This is a genomic window from Staphylococcus sp. GDY8P45P (assembly GCF_017892745.1).
Classification (GTDB): Bacteria; Bacillota; Bacilli; order Staphylococcales; family Staphylococcaceae; genus Staphylococcus; species Staphylococcus cohnii.
The window spans coordinates 55,220-76,623 of the sequence record NZ_JAESLS010000004.1 but is presented as its reverse complement, the minus strand read 5'-3'; the positions used below and the strand labels follow the sequence as shown (position 1 = coordinate 76,623).

Sequence of the window (21,404 nt, the reverse complement as noted above, 5' to 3'; positions counted from 1 at the left end):
TATATAAAACTATTATAAACAGAAAAAAATTTAGAGGAGAATTGAATTATGGATTACAGAGTACTATTGTATTATAAATATACAAATATTGAAGACCCCGAAACATTTGCTACAGAACACTTAGATTTTTGTAAAGATTTAGAGCTTAAAGGACGTATCTTAGTATCAACTGAAGGTATTAATGGTACTGTTTCCGGAACAGTTGAAGCAACAGACAAATATATGAATGCATTACAATCAGATGAAAGGTTCAAAGGAATTACTTTCAAAATTGATGAAGCAGATGGTCACGCATTTAAAAAAATGCACGTTCGTCCTAGAAAAGAAATTGTGGCATTAGATTTAGAACAAGATGTTAATCCTAAAGAACTTACTGGTAATTATTTATCACCTAAAGAGTTTAAAGAAGCATTATTTGACGACGACACAATTGTTATCGATGCGCGTAATGATTATGAATATGATTTAGGACATTTCCGTGGTGCTATACGACCTAATATTACTCGCTTTAGAGATTTACCAGACTGGATTAAAGAAAATAAAGATCAATTTATGGACAAAAAAATCGTTACTTATTGTACTGGTGGTATTCGCTGTGAGAAATTCTCCGGTTATCTATTAAGAGAAGGTTTTGAAGACGTAAGCCAGCTTGAAGGTGGTATCGCCACTTATGGAAAAGATCCAGAAACAAAAGGTCAGTATTGGGACGGTAAAATGTATGTATTTGACGAACGTATCAGTGTAGACGTCAATCAAGTTGAAAAAACAGTTGTAGGTAAAGAATGGTTTGACGGTACGCCTTGTGAACGTTACATCAACTGTTCAAACCCTGAATGTAACCGTCAAATTTTAGTATCTGAAGAAAATGAAGCACGTTATTTAGGTGCTTGTTGTCATGAATGTGCTGAACATGAAAGTAATCGTTATGTTAAAAAACATGACATTAGTGATGAAGAAAAGGCAAAACGCCTTGAAAATTTTAAACAACTTGTATAATACAAATATGCGTTGAAATTATGTGTAAATATTTTATAATTTTAATATGTATCAAGCTAACTAAAAAATGGCAATTTCTAAATAAAATTAGAAATTGCCATTTTTCTTTTATTAGGTGCACAACTTACCAGAATTACGCGCAAAAATTGTGTTATTTTCTACATTGTTCATTGTTTTCACAGTGGCCATTGTCATCTTTTTATCCCGCATCTTATTTTAAAATTTGATAATAGAAACACATTTTCCCTATAACAAACTAGAATAAAAAAATACCAGCCTCTTATTTGTAAATGAATGACTATTATTACCAAACTTTTGTAGTTAATTTGCATTTATTTTCTTATTTATGCTTATTGTAATTTCATAAATCCATTTCCCAGGACATCTCGCACATCATGGATAACTAAAAAGGCATTTTCATCATGACGGTTTACAATCTTTTTAATCCTAGCTAACTGATTTTGAGGGACGACGACGTAAAGTACATTAGTTTCTTTTTGTTGATATCCTCCTACACCATTTAACAGTGTAGAACCACGCCCCGTTTCTTCATTAATTTGTTTACTAATGTTCGCGTTAAAATCTGAAATAATAGTAATTGCTTTTTTAGGATTAAATCCTTCTATTACAAAAGACATACTTTTTTCAACGATAAATAACATAACAATTGTATAAAGTACATTTTGAATAGGTAAGACAAGTAAGAAAGATAAAACAATCAATGAATCAAGAATAAATAATGCTTGTGACGTTTTAATTTCACTATATTTGTTTATGATTTTTGCAATAACTGATGTACCACCCAACGTACTACGGGCAGATATAACAAAGCCTGTACCAATACCAATTAACACTCCTGAAAAAATAGTATTGATAAAATCTGACTCTAAATTCAAATTAAAAGATTCAGTAATTCCCAAGAAAAATGAACTCGCAACCACAGTAATCAACGTATAAAGTGCAGTTGTTTTACTTAAATATTTCCATCCTACACCAATTAATATGATATTAATAATAAGCGTCGTCAATGCTGGAGAAAGGCCTAAAGTATATTTCAGATTTAAGGAAACACCGACTGTGCCGCCTTCTCCTAAATTTGAAGCTAAAACGAATGAATTAACACCTATTGCAATTAAAAAAGTACCTATAAGACAAAAACAAATATTTTTTAGATGAATTTTATATTCCATTAAACTCACACCCTCTCTATAAATGATTTAAATTTTTGAACACCATTTTCTTAACTATACTTCGTTCATTTTCTTTCAACACAAAAAGAAACTTCTTAGCAATGCTAAAAAGTTTCAGAATTACAATTTTAAACTATAATTTTTTTAATACAGAAGACATAATAATAAAAATACTTAAGTTTTTCAACGTAGGCGGGTTATGATTATTTATTGATATATAATATTTACTTCAATTTATCAAAAGTTATTTTATATTATGTCCTTATTTAATCATTACACATATTTTTTAAAAAATTAAAATCCCTAGATTCTATAAAAGAACCTAGGGATTGATGATTCAATATTTTAAAATTGAATATTATCTTATTACGCAGTAACCCATTGTGAAGCACCTTCAGATTCATATAAATCCATTGCTGCTTGGTCTTGTACTGATTCTGGTGCTTCTGTTGGAGATACACCTTTATATTCAGCTGGTGCTACTGAATCCCAAGTGCTTTGTAGGAATTGGTATTTACCTGCTGCACCTGATGATGGGTTAACAGCGTTAAGGTCACCACCTGATTCACGTTGCGCGATTTGTTTCAAGTGATCATTTACATCTACAGATGAACCACTTGATCCTTCACTTGAACTATCTGTTGATTGTTGTGATGAAGCTGATTCTTGTTGTGGTTGTTGTGTTTGCTCAGTTTGTGGTGCTTGTTCTTGTGCTGGTTGTTCTGATGAAGCTTGTTGTGGTTGTGTTTGTTCTTGAGTTTGTGGTGCTTGTTCTTGTTGTCCTGCATCACTTGTTGATTGTGCTGATGCTTCATTTGATCCGTTTGAACCTTCACCATAGCTCCATGACCAATTTGTGCCATCAGATTCAAAGTTATAATTTAAATTATCTTGATTAAAGTTATAGTTATAAGCACCTTCATGTATTGGCTCAGCATTCAATTGTTGCGGATTGTTTTGTGCTTGTTGAGCTAATTGTGCTTGATCGATACCTTGTTCAGACGCATCTGCTGAATTTCCTGCTGCGATTCCTGTTACGCCAAGTCCTACTGCTAATGTTGAAGCTAATACTGTTTTTTTCATTATTAATAAATCCTCCTAAGAGATTATACTTTTAAATATTTAAATTTGTGTTTTCTGTTTTGCAAAATTACTTTTATCAAATTTGCTAATCCCTACTGTAACATCTTAAAAAAGCTTGTGGGTTACAGTGAAGTTAAAAAATATCTAGAATTTTTACGCCCTAATTACATTAAATACTTAATTCAATTCCATTCAAAAAACCATCACGTCAACCATGAAATATAATATTGCTTTTACAAATATGTAATAATTATGTAATTAGTGTGAAAATAATATTCACTTATATCATTATAACTGGTTACATTTTATGACTTTTAAATATAAGAAATATTGAATTTATATCTAACTGCTGATAATATCTTAATTTGGTTTAATTTTAATAATTTTATTTTAAAATTTATGAAAACCTATCAATATATAAAATGTTGGAGGAATTAAATGTTCGACAATATTCTTTATGAAGATAACCATTTATTAATGGTAGAGAAACCAATTAATGTTCCTGTACAAGAAGATAACTCAAGAGATCAAGATTTATTGTCCATTTTAAAAAATTACATAAAAGTCCAATACAATAAACCAGGTAATGTATACCTTGGACTCGTACATCGTCTTGATCGGCCCGTTGGAGGCACAATTGTTTTCGCTAAAACATCCAAAGCAGCCTCTAGGTTATCTAATGAACTTAGAAAACAAAAATTATATAGAACATATCTAGCAATTATCCATGGTATACCTTCAAAAAAAGAAGGTGAACTTCGCGACTATTTATGGAAAGATAGAAATAAAAATATTGTTTATGCAGTTGATTCCAAGAAAAAAGATGCTAAAGAGGCAATTTTGAATTATAAAGTTATCAAAACAATTAACAATAAAACCTTGGTTCAAATCCAATTGAAAACAGGTCGTTCACATCAAATTAGAGTACAATTCGCAAATCAAAACTTACCATTATATGGTGATCAAAAATATGGCCAGAAATTTAATAATCCCGGACAACAAATTGCACTTTGGGCATCAAAACTCAGCGTCAAACACCCCACTAAAGATGAAATCATTTCTGTAACTTCTACTCCAAATAAAGGTATTTGGAATGACTTTATATAACATACTTCTTAAATAACCGTAAATTCATCCAATATATTAATATAAAAAAGCTATGAAAGAATCTCTACTAAAAGATTCCTTCATAGCTTTTATTAGTGTTTTATACTTATATTTTTAATTAAAATTATACTTCAGATTATGCAGTAACCCATTGTGAAGCGCCAACTTCGTTATAAAGTTTTACAGCTGCAGCATCTTGTACTGATTCTGGTGCTTCTGTTGGAGATACACCTTTATATTCAGCTGGTGCTACTGAGTCCCAAGTACTTTGTAAGAATTGATATTTACCTGCTGCACCTGATGATGGGTTAACAGCTTTTAAGTCGCCGCCTGATTCACGTTGAGCGATTGCTTGTAAATGTGAATTAACATTTACTGAAGAACCACTTGAAGCTTCATTTGAGCTTGATGATTGAGTTGAAGCTTTTGTAGTTGCTTCTTGTTGTGGTTGTTGTGTTTGTTCAGTTTGTGGTGCAGTTTGTTGAGCTGGTTGCTCAGTTTGAGTTTGTGCTTGTTGTGGTTGTTCAACTGTTGAAGTGTTAGCGCTTGAACCTTCACCATAACTCCAAGACCAAGTTTGTCCATTTGATTCAAAGTTATAGTTTAAACCATTATAATTAAAGTTATAACTATATGAACCTTCTTGTACTGGTGCTGCATTTAATTGTTCTGGGTTAGATTGTGCTAAATTTGCTAATTCTGCTTTATCTACACCTTGTTCTGCTGCGTCAGCTGAGTTACCTGCTGCGAATCCTGTTACACCTAATCCTACTGCTAATGTTGAAGCTAATACTGTTTTTTTCATTTTTGATTAAATCCTCCTACAAGTTTGTTTTTTATATTTTTAAGATTTATTTTTACTGTGATATTGAAACCAACTATTTTTTGTAAAATTCAATGCTGTTTCAACCAATTTCCAGTAAATACTATAACATCCATAAAAACCTTGTAGGTTACAGCGAAATTAAAAAACCCCCGTGCATTTTACATAATAATTACATAAAATTGAATGAAAATTAAAAGATATTTTGTAAAAAACCTATTGCTAAAGTGAATAAAGTGCTTTTTAAACTTATTTTTTCTGTAACATAATTGTAATTAGTGTGACAATTATTCTAGTTAGTCAATTTGCTATTTTATATATTTAAAAAACCGTTCAATGATTAAAATTGAACGGCCTCGCCATTATATTCATTATGATAATGCTATTTTAATATGCGCTAAATGATGTTCTTCGTGCCAAGCTAATTTAGCAACTTTAGTTGCAACAGATATTTCTCCGCTTCCTCTTAATGTAAATGTACGATTCAAATCACTTTCTGTTAAATGATTGCCAATAGCTATAATACGTTCATTTATACCCTCTAACATTTTAAGGGAACTTTCTATAGGCAGTTGACTATCAGCAAGTTTTGCCCACTCATCTTGAATAAAAGGATCAACAACTGGATTCGTATCTGTTAGCGCTAATTTTAAGCGTTGAAACATATTTAATTGGGAATCTGCTATATGATGAACGAGTTGTCGCACAGTCCAACTTTTGTCTCGATATTGCTTGTTTAATGCTTCATCATTTAAATGAGCTACAGTTTGCCTCAGTCTATATGCATACGACTCAATTTCACTAAGCCATTTTTGGATATCTTCTAATGTTACTTTATTTGGCACTTCTAATTCACCAATTGGAAATCTAACATCCATATTAATCACCTTTTTTATTTATTAAATGTTTAATAGCATCTTTAATTTTTCCATTAGTAATGCTATTGCCTATTTATGACTATTTAAACTTTCATACTATTTATTGTAGAAGTTAGGAATGCATCTACTCATATTCATAACAAAAGTATTCTCCCTAGTTATTACCATAAAATTTATAAAATTAATGATATGACAAATACATAATTAGTAAATTTTTATGAACTTTCCTAAATTATAATGATACAACTTAATAAAATTTGTAATATTATTGTGAAGGATTTAACAAGGGAGTGGAAATTTATGAGTAAAGATTCATCTACCAAGTCTACATCTAATTTCAAGCCATTTTGGTTAATCACAAGTATGATTATCTTAATCACGATTTTGTTATTACCTACACCAGAAAGTTTACCACTTATGGCTAAAAGCGCATTAGCAATATTGCTATTTGCAGTCATATTATGGGTAACTGAAGCAGTGACTTATCCAGTTTCTGCGGTCATGATTGTTGGACTCATTATTCTATTAATAGGTTTCAGTCCGGTACAAAATTTATCTGAATCGCTAGGCTATCCTCAGTCAAATGGTGAAATATTGAAGGGAGATTCACTTTTCGGAACAGGTAATGCTTTAAAACTTGCTTTTAGTGGGTTTTCTACCAGTGCATTAGCTTTAGTTGCAGCTGCTCTTTTTTTAGCAACAGCTATGCAAATTACACAACTTCATAAAAGACTTGCACTAATTGTACTTTCCGTAGCAGGCAATAAGACAAATCGTATCGTTATTGGAACGATATTAGTGGCAATATTTTTAGCATTTTTCGTTCCCTCTGCTACTGCACGAGCAGGTGCTGTTATTCCTATATTATTAGGAATGATAACAGCATTCGGCGTTGCTAAACAAAGTAAATTAGCTGGACTTTTAGTTATCACAGCTGTACAAGCAGTTTCTATATGGAATATTGGTATTAAAACTGCAGCTGCACAAAACATTGTCGCAATTAACTTTATCAATGATCAGTTAAATGCTGATATATCGTGGGGACAGTGGTTCTTATATGCTGGGCCATGGTCCATGTTAATGTCAATTGCGCTTTATTTTATCATGCTTAAAGTCATGCCCCCAGAAGAAAAAGAACTTTCGGGAGGCAAATCATTAATTCAGCAACAGTTAAAAGCTATGGGACCTATAACTTCTAAAGAATGGCGTTTAATTAGCATATCCATCATTTTATTAATACTTTGGTCTACCGAAAAGATATTACATCCTATTGATTCATCTTCAATCATTTTATTAGCATTGGCTATTATGTTAACTCCTAAAATTGGTGTCATGTCCTGGAAAGAAGCTGAAAGTCGTATACCTTGGGGAACAATTATTGTATTTGGCGTCGGCATATCTTTAGGAAATGTACTATTAAAAACTACAGCCGCCCAATGGTTGAGTGATCAAACCTTTGGTGTCATGGGTTTAAATCACTATCCCCTTTTAGTAACAATTGCATTAATTGCACTATTCAATATTTTAATACATTTAGGTTTTGCAAGTGCAACAAGCTTAGCATCAGCGCTAATACCTGTATTTATTTCACTAACTACTACGTTAGATTTAGGAAATCAGTCTATTGGATTTGTACTCATACAGCAATTCGTTATCAGCTTTGGTTTCTTATTACCCGTAAGCTCACCACAATCAATGTTGGCCTATGGTACAGAAACATTTACTGTTAAAGATTTTTTAAAAACAGGGATACCTATAACCGTTATTGGCTATTTACTTATTATTTTATTTAGTGCCACTTATTGGCATTGGCTCGGATTAATTTAATGTAAAAAATTATTCTCTATAATAAACTCGACATTGCTAACATTAGCGAGTGATTGAACCATTATAATGAATAACAGGCTGGGACGATTAATTTGTCACAGCCTGTTAATATTAATGAAAGCTATATAAAATGTTACAAACACTCTATTATGTTAAAACGCGTTTTGATTAAGCCATTGACCGCCGTCCATTGTCATACAAGCACCATTAATGTAATTCGCTTCTTCCGAAAATAAAAACTTAGCTAATCCTGCAATTTCTTCTGGCTGACCCATGCGGCCTAATGGTACACTATCCAATGTTTGTTGGCGTGCGTCTTCTGATAAACTAAGTTTTCCAGAGCCTCCTGTATTATCTATAGGACCTGGAGCAATAGCATTTACGGTAATGCCATACTTTGAACCCCACTCTACAGCGAGCGTTCTTGTCATAGCTAACACACCCGCTTTTGCACTAGCAGAATGTACAACACCCGGCCCTGAACGCCATGCATATGTTGCCACCATATTGATAATACGTCCATGATACCCTTGTTCAATCCATTTTTTTCCAACAGCCTGTGTGCAATGCCAAGTTCCATTTAACACAATATCTACGACAGAATTCCAACCATTCGTCGATAGTTCTTCCGCAGCACATATAAAGTTGCCAGCTGCGTTATTCACCAAACCATCTATCTTTCCAAAAGTATTAATGGCTTCATCCACTGTATACTGCACGCGTTCAACATCACGAACATCCATATCAATACATAAAATCTGTCCTTCTCGGTGTTCGATTTCTTTTTTAGTTGCTTCTAAACGTTCTAACGATCTACCTGTTATAATAACGTTCGCACCTTCTTCAGCAAAACGTTTCGCCATTGCTTTCCCCATACCACTACTTCCACCTGTCACCATTATCACTTTATCTTTCATTATAGAGTCTCCTTTATCAAACAAATTAGTAAGCGCTTACATTTTATTGATAAGTATAACAAAGTTTCACTGATTTTTCTTATAAAATGATAAAGACCTATGATTGATAAACATGATTTTATATCTATGTTTCATATGAAACATTTTACTGATTAAATAATTGAAATGTTAAAAGTAAGTGCAAAAACACAAATTAAGACCTCTAATTTTTATTTCTAATCTATTTATATTTTATTAAGGCATATTTGATTGAAATTTATAGAAATTATAATGTAATATTACTATATAACAATTATTATCACTTACTTTTAATGATTTATACTTGAAATATAGGGTAAATTATTAAAAGTATGCTCACATATTCCAAATAGGAATGTGTTATATGATTAATATGTATTTTTACATGTGAGAGTCGCGTAATATAATAGTAAATAAAGACATAAGATGAGTGACAATGTATGACAAATTGTTACTGATGTTATTAAGAATGAAAGGTGAGGAACTATGGCTAAAACTGAGTCAAAAGACGTCATTCTTATTGGCGCCGGTGTATTAAGTACTACTTTTGGTTCTATGCTTAATGAGCTTGAACCAAATTGGAACATTAAACTGTACGAACGTTTAGATCGTCCTGGTGACGAAAGTTCAAACGAACGTCATAACGCAGGTACAGGACATGCTGCACTTTGCGAATTGAACTATACAGTTCAGCAACCTGATGGTTCAATTGATATTGAAAAAGCAAAAGAGATTAATGAACAATTTGAAATCTCTAAACAATTCTGGGGCTATTTAGTTAAAAATAACTATATCGAAAACCCTAGAGAATTCATTCATCCATTACCACACATTAGTTTTGTAAGAGGTAAAAATAACGTTAAATTTTTAAAAGACCGTTATGAAGCAATGAAAAACTTCCCTATGTTTGATGATATCGAATATACCGAAGACATTGAAGAAATGAGAAAATGGATTCCATTAATGATGCAAGGTCATAGCGCAAGCGATATTATGGCTGCCAGCAAAATTAATGAAGGTACTGACGTAAACTTTGGTGAATTAACTCGTAAAATGGCGAGAAACCTTGAAAAAAATCCAAAAGTAGAAGTTCAATACCATCATGAAGTACTTGATTTCAATAGACGTAACGATGGTAAATGGGAAGTTCAAATCCGTAACGCAAATACTGGCGAAACACAAACACAGTTAGCTGATTATGTATTTATCGGTGCTGGTGGTGCTGCTATCCCATTACTACAAAAAACAGGTATCCCTGAAAGTAAAAACTTAGGCGGATTCCCTATCACAGGTCAATTCTTAACATGTACAAATCCAAATGTGATTGAAGAACATGGTGCCAAAGTGTATGGTAAAGAACCACCAGGCACACCACCAATGACTGTGCCACATTTAGACACACGTTTCATTAATGGCCAAAAAACATTATTATTTGGACCGTTCGCAAGTATTGGTCCTAAATTCTTAAAATATGGTTCAAACTTAGATTTATTTAAATCTGTTAAACCAAGTAACATCACAACATTATTAGCAGCGGCAGCGAAAAACTTACCGCTACTTAAATATTCATTTGACCAAATTTTAATGACAAAAGAAGGTTGCATGAACCACTTACGTACTTTCTATCCAGAAGCACGCGATGAAGATTGGCAATTATATACTGCTGGTAAACGTGTTCAAGTGATTAAAGATACTGAAGAATATGGTAAAGGCTTCATCCAATTCGGAACAGAAGTTGTAAACTCTGAAGATCATTCCGTAATTGCATTACTTGGTGAATCACCAGGAGCATCAACTTCTGTATCTGTTGCATTAGAAGTATTAGAGAAAAACTTCTCTGAATATAAAAATGATTGGGAACCTAAGATCAAAAAAATGATTCCTTCTTATGGTAAATCATTAATTGAAGATGTTGATTTAATGAGAAAAACACGTCAACAAACTTCAAAAGATCTTGAATTAAATTATTACGAATAAACTTTTGATTGCTTAAGTGTAAAAACTAAAATGAACTGAGATTAAGATGGCGTTAAACACCTATTTATGAACCTACAATAACAGTTTATTTTCAAAACACATCTTGAAAGATGTGTTTTGAAAAATTTTATCATCACTAAATGTTTATTGGTTCTTTAATCTTTGTTTCATTGGTATTTTTTAGAAATACTTTGTTATCATTGATTCACTTAAAGGAGCGAAATGTATGAAAAAATTATTAATTGTTGTGGCTGTAGGCGCTTTAGCATTTGCAGGTCTTAAACGCTACCAACAACATGTAAACAAAGCACCAAATATTGAATATTAATAAATCATGTAAGCCATCATAGGTAAAAGTTACCTATGATGGCTTTTTTGTTATTGTTATATAAAAAATACGATTATAAATGTTTTTGATTATTTTCCGCGTTATATATTCCCTTTGTTAAACCCACTTCTACACATTTTCACAATCACATTACTATATTTCCCTTTTGTAATATCTAACGATCCAATTCGATTTCCACCTATTAATTTTATCGTTAATCGATAAAAAAATATTGGTTTTCGATATATTTTAGTTATAATGAAGTTAACAAATTAAAAGGAGCGCCAATATGTCTACAATTAAAAGCAAACATTTTAGTATTTTAGTCAAAACGTTAACTATTTTAGCAACTATCGCTTTGGTCTTAACATCTCTTAGTATGTTACCAATTATTATCGCAATTATAGCGCTATTAATCATTCCTTCCTCGTTTATTAACTCACAATTAGATAAAGCAAATAAACCTTTTTGGGTAGATTCATTAGGACTAAATTCACATGAAATTACAAAACATGACCTAAATAGTATTACTTTTCCCAAACCATCTGTTATATTAATGCTATTATTAATAATTGTATTAATTGCAATCTATATTCTGGTGATTACATATGTCAGAAAATGGCTTAAAAATGTTAGCAGAGGACAAATTTTTACAGATAAAAATGCAAACATCATTATTTTAATTTCTTATTGTTTTATTGTATTAGGTGTATTTGAGGCATTTATTGAATTGGCAAGTAATTTTATGGTTTATAATTTTTTAGGGCAAAATGCTAAATTGTATGCACTGATAGATAAAGATATCGAAACCTTTGCAGATTTCTTTTTTAATTTTAATTTCACACTTATTTTAGCGGGTATCGTTATTTGGATTATAGGAAATGTTTTTAAATATGGTGCATTCTTACAAGATGAGTTTGATTATACCGTTTAGGAGATAAGATAAATGATTGTAGTTAGATTAGATCGAATATTAGCCGATAGAAAAAAGAAACTCAGTGAATTAGCAAATGAAATTGATATTACTGTAGCAAATTTATCGAATTTGAAAACAGGCAAAGCAAAAGCAATACGTTTTTCAACATTAGATGCCATATGTAAAGCGCTCGATTGCCAGCCTGCAGACATTATAGAATACACAGAGTCTGAGGAGTAAACCAAAATTTATTTAAATTCACAAGTCATCTTATATTTATCACAGTTAAACCTTTGGCTTAATCCACATAGCAGTTAGGCTCCCGCTTGTATTAGTTCAGACTAACCGGGTGTCTAAGATTATATTGAAACAGAAAACAGGAGTGGAACATACTTATTACTTGTTCCACCCCTGTTTTTTAATGTGTTTTAATATTTAATCCTCTATAGCGATTGAGTGCACCACAGAATTCTTGTTTTCTCGGCAATGCTAAATTACCAGGATGTCCTTGATGCGGTGAAATGATATCTAACCCTTTTTCACTAATCAAATCAAAAATTTTATCAGCTGCTTGAGATATCGTATCTTGTTCATTCAACAAATTACTTTGATAATAATCTATCATGGTTGCTATGCAATTCGTTTGGCTAGCATCGATAAGTTGTTCTAATCCTGAAATATTAATTCGTTCTTTACCATATAAAATCGTATGCATACCTTTTACTTTAAAACGTCGATCTTTACCTTTATTTGAAAAACTAGATTTCAGTGGTATTCTTTGCGAAGTTTGTCCGAATTGGCATAGTGACGCTTCATCTTTTGAGTGACTATCTTCGCTAGCAATTGCTTTAGCTTTACGAGTAACGTCTTTTAATACATATTCATCCATCATTAATACTTGATCAGCCACATCGAAGTAATCGCCAGAACCTCCTACAATTAGAATTGTTGAAACATGATAATCATGGTATAGAGATTTTACTTTCATAGCGAAAGGCGTGATGGGCTCTTTTTCAGGTGCGATTAATTTTTGCATTCTGCTATCTCTAATCATAAAATTTGTTGCAGACGTATCTTCATCTATTAATAATAACGAAGTTTGAGATTCTAAGGCTTCTATAACATTTGCTGCTTGTGATGTACTACCGCTCGCATTTTCAGTAGAAAATTGAGTAGTATCTTTTTTACCTGGTAAATTATTTATAAAAGGCTCAATATTTACTTTTTCGATACTTCTTCCATCTTCAGCACGGATTTTCATCGCATCGTTACACGTAATAATGAGTTCACGTCCATCACCTGGAATATGGTGATATACACCACGCTCTAAAGCTTCTAGTAGTGTTGATTTACCATGAAATCCACCACCAACAATGAGTGTAATGCCTTTAGGTATGCCCATACCGCTAACTGTCTTTCCACTAGGTAAATTCAATTGAATTTCAAATTCTTGTGGACTTTGGAATTTTACAGCACCGGGTAAAGGTGTGTCAGACACGCCACTTTTCCTGGGTAATATAGAATCATTCGCTACAAATGCAACTAAATTCTGTCGTGACAGTGCATCGCGTATAAATACTTGATCTATCATCGTAGTCACTTGATCATTTAATGCAGCACGATTGATATGTTTATACAATAATGCTTTTTCTACTATTTCAGGTAGTAAATCTATGAAAATATGATGGGCAACTTTTCCTAAAATTTTTCTTCCTGCTGCTGGTAACCCTACTTCAAAACGAACTTCAATTTCGCTATGAGTAATGACTACAGAAGTACGTTGTAATATTTCTTGGCCACAGTGATCTATAAAAATATCCGGTCTCTTTTTAGAGACTTGATCAGATTTAAGCACTTTGCTAATACTTTTGCTAAACGCCCTTGTTAAAAAATCAGATACAGCAATTTTTTTATTTTCTGTATCTAATAATTCATCAGGGATATTGGCAATATGACGCTGCATTTTGGCACGTACTTTAGATGGTGGTGCGTAAGGATCTGCTTGTATATGATCTATAATTAAATGGAATTTATCAAAAGCATATTCACCTTTAAGTCGTTTATATGCACCATATTTTTGTCCATCTAATGATTTTAATAACTTTCCGAATTCCAATGTATTTTTCAAAAGGAACACTCCTTCAACATAGGTTAATACTCTTTTATTTCATACCCAGACTACCGAAGCAGTGAAACTAACACTAGTAATAAATGTTATTTTTCTTTTCTTAATAAAAGGAATACTTTTTAAATTAAAGCCACTCGTTTTTTCCTTTTCACCATCTTGTGTATCGTCATTAATATTAATTTTCATGAAAAATGCCCACAAAAAGTTAGCTTTTTATTACTACTTTTTGCGGGCATTTTTAAACATATAATCTACTTATTCAAATTTTAACTTAAATTGAAACTGGATACGTTTGTCGTTTAATCGGTACATTTCACTTAATTCTGGTCCACAACTATTGGAGCCTATTCCGCTTTGCGCATAATCAATATATATATAAGTATTTTCTTCTACTAATTGATCTTTATGCATCGTGTGTGTGAGTTGCTCCAATGAGTAATGTGTTGCATTAAAACTGAATGGTTGATCGCTCGTTACAATAATTTGATGTTCATTATTAGAAATTTTCGCGAATGTGGTACCATTATGACTGCCTGATTCTTGTGGTTTGATATGATTACTACCATTTTGTGTTACTGTTGTATCGAAGTAATCTAAATACGTTGCTACACCTTTATCGGAATAACTACTAAATGGCCCATTGCCGTAGTATTTCACCGCTTCAAATGTATGTGGTAATGTTATCTCCAAGCCAAATCTAGGTAGGAATGGGCCTGCAATATCTTTCACCAAATCATATGTTATATCTATTGAACCATTGCTTTGAATGGTCCATACCATTTCCCCTTGTAGAATAGGAGGAACCACATCATGAACAATCACTATTTCGAAATTAATACTAACTGCATTATTATTTTCTTCGATTTTATAATTTCGTACACGTGTGTAAGCTTCCGCATAGCCCATATATTCCCAATCTTTTCTAACATTAATATCATTATCTGTAGGCGCACGCCAAATCTTATTTTCTGTCGGATGATTGACTATGATATTACCTTCATAAACAACAGAAATTAAACTGCCATTTGATTTATTAAAAGTATAAGTATAACCGTTTGCTAACACTGTTATAGAATGACTATTTTCTTTATAACTAACTGGTACTTCTTGTACGTCTAATTTGTTTTGTAATATTTTGTTTTTATTAGTGGATTGACGTTTATAGACGATTTGATCTTTTCCTAATTCAAAATGATCGTGGCGTAAAGGCTCTTCACCTTTTAGTTTATAACGTAATAATACATCACTTAATTCAGTTGTTTTAATATAATCGTTTAAATCTATATCTTGTGTACTATGTGGTTCAAAGTTATCAACCTTAATATCAAACAATGCTTTGTCACCATTTAAATATGTTGCTGTAGCTTCGATAGTTAAATAATTTTCCACACGACTAAAATCTAGTTGATTACGTAATTTTAATATACCATTCGCTTCTTCTATTACTCTAACTGGTCTATGTTCATGTTTAAATTCATAGTAACCTTCATGCGGTGTACGATCTGGGAAAACTATGCCATCCACACAGAAATTTCCATCATGAAGTTGCTCTCCAAAGTCCCCACCATACCTAAAAATAGGCTTACCGTTTTGTTGACCAACTTGAATACCATGGTCACACCATTCCCATACAAAACCACCAATAAAACTATCATATTCTTCCACTAGCTTTTGATATGCATGTAAGTCACCTGGCGAATTACCCATGGCATGTGCATATTCACAAAGGATAAATGGTTTATCTAAATCAGGGTCTGTAAGATATTTTTGCTCAACTTCTTCAGGCGAAGCATACATTCTACTAATCATTTCCACATTGGATAAATCATATGATTTTGATTTATCTCTATGGAATGTCCCCTCATAATGAATGGGACGTGTGGCATCTATTGCTTTTGCGCGTGACATAGCTGTAACCATATTCACACCAAAACCTGATTCATTTCCCATAGACCAGGCAACAATAGAACTGTAATTTTTAAATGGGACGATAGATGCTTCAATACGTTCTACAATTGGTTTTTCATATTGTGGATCATCTGTAATAAGATTAAAATAATCTGTATTTTCTTCCCCATAAAGCCTCACTACACCATGCGTTTCTAAATCAGCTTCACTCATTACATAAAATCCATATTGATCAGCAAGTTCATAAAACAAAGGTGATTTAGGATAATGCGCTGTACGAATGGCATTAAAGTTACCTTGCTTCATTAGCGTCAAATCTCGCATAAATTGTGTTTCATTCATTACATATCCTGTTTGAGGATCGCTATCATGATAATTGGTCCCACGAAATTTAATTGATTGACCATTGATATAAAACTGATTATCTTGTATTCGTATTTCTCTAATTCCTACTTTTTGCGTAATCACCTCTGATTTAGTAGAAAGCGTAATAATATAAAGTGTTGGTTTTTCTGTTGACCACAATTGCGGTGTTTCAATTAAGAAACTATGGTCGTTGGAAATTTCCGCTTCTTGCAAAAGGTCACCATCGGGACCATATAATCGTATTTGAACTCCATCCAAATTTTGTTTATCCTCTAATTTCACGTTGATTATCCCTTGGCTTTGCACTTCATTAACACGTGGTTCAATTTTAAAATCATTAATTCGTGATTTCGCACGTTTTAAAATATAAATATCTCTGAAAATACCTGAATGGCGAAACATATCTTGATCTTCAAAATATGTGCCATCAGAGTATTTTAAAACAAGTACTTGAATCGTATTAGTGCCAGAATGTATATAGCTAGAAATATCAAACTCAGAAATTGAATGCGATATCTGACTGTAACCTATAAACTGATCATTTATCCATAGATAAAATGCATTATCGACACCTTCAAAATTCAAATGATAATCACTTTGTTCGTCGTATTCAGTGACTTCAAATGAACGAGTATAACATCCACAAGGATTAGATTTAGGTACATATGGTGGTTCAAATGGTATTGGATATTGTGTATTTAGATATTGTATTTGATCATATCCATATAAATTCCAAACTGATGGTACTGGCATGGTCTGTGACATATCCATATCATGTTTATTTAAGTAATCTTCTATTGAATTAAAATATTTAAAATACCAGTTTCCATTTAATAATGTGACATTATTAGTCTGATATCGTGTTTCCAGGCGGTAAGCAGATTCCTCTGGTTGATAAGGAATATAAAATGCACGTCGTGGCAAGGTGTTTACATGTTGAATATCTATATTTTCATGAAATTGTTGCTCTAACATAAAAAGTTCCCCCTTATTTACTCATACGTTCTCTATGCTCTCTTTGACGTTTGTATTGTAATGTTTTTTCAATATCTGTTAAGAAATCACCTTTTAAATGAAAGGCTTTGTGATATAAAAATGCCGCTAAGATGACGAAAATAATTGGCAACACAATAATAAGTATGCGTAATCCATTGATGGTTAGTGCTGTTTGTTCTTCATTTGGTGTGTAGCCAAATATTGATAAACCTACACCTACAATTAATGCAGCTACTGCTTGTGAAGTTTTCGTTAAAAATGTGTTCGTAGAAGTAATGACACTTTCGTTACGTTGGCCAAATTTTACTTCTCCATAATCAATAACATCTGCCAAAGATACTGTTGTAATACCAATCATAAATCCAGAACCAATGCGTAATAACCCTGCACCCACAATAACGGTAATGACACTTTGTGGTACGATAAAACCTGAAATTAAAATAAATAGTAAACCAATAATTATAAGTGAAATTGCTGTATTAAAAGCTTTTGTTCTACCTACCCATTTAATAAAGCGTGGCAAAGTAAGTAAACCAATCATCTCGCAAAGAATCATTGCATTAAAAATAGCAAATAAATGTTCCGCATTAACTACATATTTAAAGTAATAAATGATGGATCCATTCAGCGTTTGTAAGCAAAGGTTAAATGTAAGCAATACTCCCATAATTGCTAAAAGCTCTTTATTTTTAAATAAAATTCTACCAATATCTTTAAATTGTACTTTAATACCTGTTTGTTGTTCCATTTCTTTATCTTCAGGTACTTTCCATACAGTGACACCTATTGTAAAAATAAAAACCATACTGCAAATAATCGCAAAAACAAAAATACCTACTGAATCACTACCTTCACCAAAAATACCCCCTAGTTTATGTATAAAAAATAAACCAAATGTACCTACTGTAAAGGCAGCTAAACTTGCGAAAAATCTCGGTATTACTGATACTTCCTCACGTTCTCTTGGATTATGTGTCAAATTAGGCAACCAAGACCAATACGGAATATCCATCATTGTATAAGTCATACCCCAAGCAATATAGATAATCGACACATAGATATACATTGCCGTTTGTGGTAAATCAAAATTTGTGAATAATAAAATCGTTACAATAGCATTTATTATTGTCCCAATCACTAACCAAGTTTTAAATTTACCAAAGTTATTTCTTGTATTATCAACAATGACACCCATGATAGGATCATTTATTGCATCCCAAATTCGCGCAACAAATAACATTACACCGACAAATGCTGGACTCAAACCAACAATATCAGTAATGTAAAACATTAAAAATACGCCAACAATATTAAATATGGCATCCTTGCCAATAGCACCGAATCCAAATGAAAATTTTTGTATACCGGTCAAATGTCTGTCCATTTTCTTCACCTCTGAATTTATACATTTTAAAGCGCTTTCATTATTGTTAATACTATTTTATCAATAGTTTATGAAAACTATGAATAGCATAATGATGACGATATATGGCAAAATGTTGCATTTTATATTTAAAATGTGTTTATATAAATTAAAGATTATTTATTTTAAGAGGTATGTTGGATGCAAATATTATGGAAAAAATTTCAAAAAAAACATATTGACGCTAATTTAATAGAATGTGGTATTGAAATTGGTGTGCCAAATGTTGGATATAAATATTCAGTAATAAGAGAAGCTGTTTTGCATATTGTAACGCATGGTGAAGGGGTATTTATATATAATGGTAAAACACATATTCTAAAAGAAGGTGACATGTTTTTATTGGAAAAAGGTATGGATGTAGAATATAAACCTTCTTTTTCTAACCCATGGACATATTATTGGATTGGCCTAAGTGGGAAACAGATTTTAGATTATTTACAACGATGCTACATCGTAGATAAACATGTTATTACAGATAAAGAGACATCTAGCATAAGACATATCGTTCAACAAATATGTGACTTTTCAAAATCAATTGAAACAAATAATTCTAAAGATATTTTAATTATGCAGCATTTATATAGCTTAGTTTATCAATTACAAAAGCAATTTCCTAAAACATTTTCAGTCAATGTTGATATTATTAATGAAGATATTCAAAAAGCAGTAGCTTACATCAATTCAAATTACCAAAAAGATATTATGATTGTAGACGTAGCAAATCATGTCAATATGACACGTAGTCATCTATTTAGACTATTTAAGAAAAACTTAAATTGTTCTCCTAAAGCATATTTAACTTATATCAGAATGTATCATGCTTCTCAGTTATTAATCCATAGTAATATTTTAATAAATGAAATAGCACTCCAAGTTGGTTATAAAGACCCGCTTCTATTTTCTAAAACTTTCACAAAACATTTTAAAGTTAGTGCTTCTGAATATCGTAACCAATTTGCTAACAAATAAATTTTAACTCAACGGGAAAGGTGATCAATTGAAAACATGCATTCCAACACAAAACAAAGCTACGTACAGTTAAATAAGTCATCACGTATAATCATCCCATTTTTCAAATTTTAACAATCTCACATAAAAAAAAGCTCTAAAACGATTCATTAAAAACCGTTTTAGAGCAATGATATAACATATCTTCAAAAAATTTCTATACTGGGGTTTTAGGAAGGAATTTCTGTACGTTTTGTACTGTGCTTTCTAATAATAGCTGCAATCAGTGCAGAAACAGCACCGAAAATCATAAATCCGATAAACATCCACATCGTTGTATCTAATTGAATACTTCCATGTAAATATAAAATTTCTCTTAATGAGTTTGCATAATGTGCAAATGGATTCCAATCGACAATATATTTTTGATAAAAATCAGGCAACATTTGTTTTGGCAATGTTACTAATTGCATACTGAAAAACATTAATAAGAAAAAGATTGGTACAGATTTCAAACCTAACCAAGTCATCGTACCTAGAATTAATCCGACAAATCCCATGATTGCTAATGCAATAAATGTAGCTGTTGTATTAGGCGCATTGAAATTAAAATCTAATACTATTTTCATAAAGTACACATATGTGAAAGCTCCTACAAATGCCGTAACAATGGTCATAGCAATTTGCCCTAGTGATGCAATAATGCGGTGTTGTATCGCTATGTTATTACTTGTTCTAAATGCAAAGAATAGTAATACCGAAACAATAATTGATCCCATCCAAACAGGCATAAACATTAAGAACGGACCATTTCCACCTGCTTGATGACTATTTACTTTATTTACTTTTTCATTATCTACTTTAACTGGGTGCGTTAAACTTTGAATATCTGATGGTTTCAAATCAATGTTTTGCTTTTCTAAAATATCCAAGCTTTGTTTGGTAATTTGTTGGTTCATGTTATCACCCATGCCTTTTAAAACTTGAGAAGACATTTGTGAAACTTGTGTTCCTGCACCATCATTGATAAATGTTTTAAAACTTGCTTTTTGAGGCTTTATTTGTTGATTCTCGCCAGATTGTGACATCTTTTCTTGCATCTTTTTGGCTTGTGCTGCTGGTATTTCTCCAGATTGAACTTTATCTTTCATTTCTTCTTTTTTAGCATCCATCACGACTTTTTGTGTTTTGCTTAGCGCATTTTTTGAAAAATCATTTTCTATAACAGCTGCTCCAAAATATTTTTGTTCTTTCATACCTTGTTTTAAATCTTTTTCATTATCAACTTGAATCCATTTAATCGTATTGGAATTACTATCTAGCAATTTATCTTCTAAATTTTTACCTATATTAATCTTGTTACCTTGCATATCAACACCTTTATCGTTGTTAACAATTGCAATTGGAATATCTTTGGGTTTAGGGTTAAATGCTGGATAAAAAGCGACTGAAAATATTACAAATATTAGAATAGCTGCAATCGGTGCAAGCCATAATAACTTATTTTTAAAAATATTCATTTATGATTCCCTCCTATTTAATAAACAAAGTGTTGAATATTTATCACATTGT

Annotated in this window: 17 protein-coding genes; 8 read left to right on the top strand and 9 right to left on the bottom strand. The window is 31.8% G+C overall.

The features are described 5' to 3' along the window. The first annotated feature begins 48 nt into the window (after positions 1–48). Complete coding sequence (gene trhO / locus KA873_RS00650; RefSeq protein ID WP_107383478.1) at positions 49–996, top strand: oxygen-dependent tRNA uridine(34) hydroxylase TrhO; 948 nt, start codon at positions 49–51, stop codon at positions 994–996. A gap of 350 nt (positions 997–1,346) precedes the next feature. Here the strand turns inward: trhO and KA873_RS00645 are convergent, their stop codons facing one another. After that, positions 1,347–2,186, bottom strand: coding sequence for a YitT family protein (locus KA873_RS00645; protein WP_019469175.1), 840 nt, complete (start codon positions 2,184–2,186; stop codon positions 1,347–1,349). A gap of 366 nt (positions 2,187–2,552) precedes the next feature. Then, positions 2,553–3,269, bottom strand: a complete 717-nt coding sequence (locus KA873_RS00640; RefSeq protein ID WP_210140125.1) for a transglycosylase family protein — start codon at positions 3,267–3,269, stop codon at positions 2,553–2,555. 438 nt (positions 3,270–3,707) lie between these two features. Between KA873_RS00640 and KA873_RS00635 the strand changes: the two genes are divergently transcribed. Continuing rightward, a complete protein-coding gene (locus tag KA873_RS00635) occupies positions 3,708–4,376 on the top strand; it encodes an RluA family pseudouridine synthase (RefSeq protein ID WP_107383481.1) in 669 nt (222 codons plus the stop codon). A gap of 136 nt (positions 4,377–4,512) precedes the next feature. Here KA873_RS00635 and KA873_RS00630 read toward each other — a convergent pair whose 3' ends face one another. Then, complete coding sequence (locus tag KA873_RS00630; protein ID WP_107383482.1) at positions 4,513–5,181, bottom strand: transglycosylase family protein; 669 nt, start codon at positions 5,179–5,181, stop codon at positions 4,513–4,515. A gap of 389 nt (positions 5,182–5,570) precedes the next feature. After that, positions 5,571–6,077 (bottom strand): YfiT family bacillithiol transferase, encoded by a 507-nt coding sequence (locus tag KA873_RS00625; RefSeq protein WP_107383483.1) that lies wholly within the window; start codon positions 6,075–6,077, stop codon positions 5,571–5,573. A gap of 300 nt (positions 6,078–6,377) precedes the next feature. On the opposite strand from KA873_RS00625, the gene KA873_RS00620 reads away from it, so the two are divergent. Then, positions 6,378–7,904, top strand: coding sequence for an SLC13 family permease (locus KA873_RS00620; protein WP_107383484.1), 1,527 nt, complete (start codon positions 6,378–6,380; stop codon positions 7,902–7,904). A 152-nt stretch (positions 7,905–8,056) separates the two neighbouring features. Here KA873_RS00620 and fadH read toward each other — a convergent pair whose 3' ends face one another. Next, positions 8,057–8,821: a 2,4-dienoyl-CoA reductase gene (gene fadH / locus KA873_RS00615; RefSeq protein ID WP_107383485.1), complete on the bottom strand. Its 765-nt coding sequence runs from the start codon at positions 8,819–8,821 to the stop codon at positions 8,057–8,059. A 504-nt stretch (positions 8,822–9,325) separates the two neighbouring features. On the opposite strand from fadH, the gene lqo reads away from it, so the two are divergent. From lqo to KA873_RS00595, 4 genes are all read left to right on the top strand, one after another. Then, a complete protein-coding gene (lqo, locus tag KA873_RS00610) occupies positions 9,326–10,816 on the top strand; it encodes an L-lactate dehydrogenase (quinone) (protein WP_107383486.1) in 1,491 nt (496 codons plus the stop codon). Positions 10,817–11,042: 226 nt separating this feature from the next. Beyond that, on the top strand, positions 11,043–11,144 hold the full coding sequence (locus tag KA873_RS00605; protein WP_019469251.1) for an SE2200 family small protein: 102 nt from the start codon (positions 11,043–11,045) through the stop codon (positions 11,142–11,144). A gap of 289 nt (positions 11,145–11,433) precedes the next feature. Then, positions 11,434–12,078, top strand: a complete 645-nt coding sequence (locus KA873_RS00600) for a DUF2975 domain-containing protein (protein WP_107383487.1) — start codon at positions 11,434–11,436, stop codon at positions 12,076–12,078. A 12-nt stretch (positions 12,079–12,090) separates the two neighbouring features. Next, positions 12,091–12,300: a helix-turn-helix domain-containing protein gene (locus KA873_RS00595; RefSeq protein ID WP_019469249.1), complete on the top strand. Its 210-nt coding sequence runs from the start codon at positions 12,091–12,093 to the stop codon at positions 12,298–12,300. 178 nt (positions 12,301–12,478) lie between these two features. Here KA873_RS00595 and KA873_RS00590 read toward each other — a convergent pair whose 3' ends face one another. The 3 genes from KA873_RS00590 to melB form a co-directional block, all read right to left on the bottom strand. Next, positions 12,479–14,188: an ABC-ATPase domain-containing protein gene (locus tag KA873_RS00590; protein WP_210140124.1), complete on the bottom strand. Its 1,710-nt coding sequence runs from the start codon at positions 14,186–14,188 to the stop codon at positions 12,479–12,481. Positions 14,189–14,443: 255 nt separating this feature from the next. Further along, complete coding sequence (locus tag KA873_RS00585) at positions 14,444–17,437, bottom strand: glycoside hydrolase family 2 TIM barrel-domain containing protein (protein ID WP_210140123.1); 2,994 nt, start codon at positions 17,435–17,437, stop codon at positions 14,444–14,446. A 13-nt stretch (positions 17,438–17,450) separates the two neighbouring features. Beyond that, a complete protein-coding gene (gene melB / locus KA873_RS00580) occupies positions 17,451–18,842 on the bottom strand; it encodes a melibiose:sodium transporter MelB (RefSeq protein WP_107383490.1) in 1,392 nt (463 codons plus the stop codon). 180 nt (positions 18,843–19,022) lie between these two features. Here melB and KA873_RS00575 point away from each other — a divergent pair, with 180 nt between their 5' ends. Continuing rightward, positions 19,023–19,853, top strand: a complete 831-nt coding sequence (locus KA873_RS00575) for an AraC family transcriptional regulator (protein ID WP_107383491.1) — start codon at positions 19,023–19,025, stop codon at positions 19,851–19,853. 209 nt (positions 19,854–20,062) lie between these two features. On the opposite strand, the gene KA873_RS00570 is transcribed toward KA873_RS00575, so the two are convergent. Then, positions 20,063–21,352, bottom strand: a complete 1,290-nt coding sequence (locus KA873_RS00570; RefSeq protein WP_107504717.1) for a YhgE/Pip domain-containing protein — start codon at positions 21,350–21,352, stop codon at positions 20,063–20,065. Positions 21,353–21,404 lie beyond the last annotated feature (52 nt).